This window comes from Vibrio penaeicida (assembly GCF_030689305.1).
GTDB classification, from domain to species: domain Bacteria; phylum Pseudomonadota; class Gammaproteobacteria; order Enterobacterales; family Vibrionaceae; genus Vibrio; species Vibrio penaeicida_B.
Genome location: NZ_JAUYVM010000065.1, coordinates 1 through 965 on the forward strand (window position 1 = coordinate 1; position 965 = coordinate 965).

Below are 965 nucleotides of genomic sequence, written 5' to 3' on the forward strand. Positions count from 1 at the left end.
GTATGCCTGTTCGAAACTAACGGTGAGTCCACATATGGCGTCGTTGGTCTTTAAGCCGATTTGATCAACAACGCCGTGTGGGTGAGGTGTTTCGAGACAATCCTGGTTGGACTTCGCCTCCCCATATAGCTTTAACTTGGAATGGAAAGTTGTTTGGGCTATCTGAAATTGAAGGAGTGTTCTATCCAGTGGGTGGGGTATCTTGGGGGTTTGACTTAAAGAATTGGTCTTTAACTCCAGAAGCGATTTCCCCTAAATTACTCGAGAAAAGTGCTTGGATGGACGTAGTTGAAGTACTTAATGATGAGTATCCCGACTATGTATTCAGTGTTGAATAAGCTACGCACATAACAAGCAATTCAATCAGATTCGCAACGCTCGGCATTTTAGGTTTGAATCGGTTTTAGTGTTTACGGCGCAATGGTTTAGGTAGGTGGCAGCGTTGCTCACTACTTAATTGGGCGTTATAGCGCTTTGAAAATTCAAGGGTTGTAAGGTTCTCGAAAATTTCTGGCTTAAGTGTTTTTGAGTTTGATTCCTCAATCAGTATCAAGGCGGAAAAGTCGTCGCAAACCAAGTTGCTGAAAGTTTTTAAAACTAATTGAATTCGCTGAATTTTGAAGTTTTGCTCAAGGCTCGTTTCCCTAAATTCTCGACTGAATCGGTGTTTTGGGTTTTGTGGTCTGGTTACAGTAAGTTTTGTTGGCTAAGATAGCTTTCATTGAATGCAAGCTAAGTGCTTCATTGCCAAGCGAGTTTTTTTGTTTGTATCGCTCTAACAAACAGTTCAAGCAGACCAAAAACGCGTGGCATTTTTAGTTTGCGTTGAGGTTTGTGTTTAGGGTGGTTTGCAGAAACCGCATTTGTACGTTTTTGGCTACTTAACTGGGCGTTATGAAGCATCTAGAAAAATCCCGTAAAATTAGGGGCTAAGGTTCAAAGTTTACTTTTCTTTTCATCATGAT

At 41.1% G+C, this 965-nt stretch carries 2 protein-coding genes; one reads left to right on the forward strand and one right to left on the reverse strand.

Translation table 11 applies throughout. From position 1 onward, the window contains the following. The first annotated feature begins 86 nt into the window (after positions 1–86). Positions 87–338 carry a hypothetical protein gene (locus Q8W40_RS27995; RefSeq protein ID WP_305402108.1) on the forward strand — a complete coding sequence of 84 codons (252 nt, stop codon included), beginning with the start codon at positions 87–89 and terminating at the stop codon, positions 336–338. Between the two features lie 403 nt (positions 339–741). Here the strand turns inward: Q8W40_RS27995 and Q8W40_RS28000 are convergent, their stop codons facing one another. Further along, positions 742–903: a hypothetical protein gene (locus tag Q8W40_RS28000; RefSeq protein ID WP_305402109.1), complete on the reverse strand. Its 162-nt coding sequence runs from the start codon at positions 901–903 to the stop codon at positions 742–744. Positions 904–965: the final 62 nt, after the last annotated feature.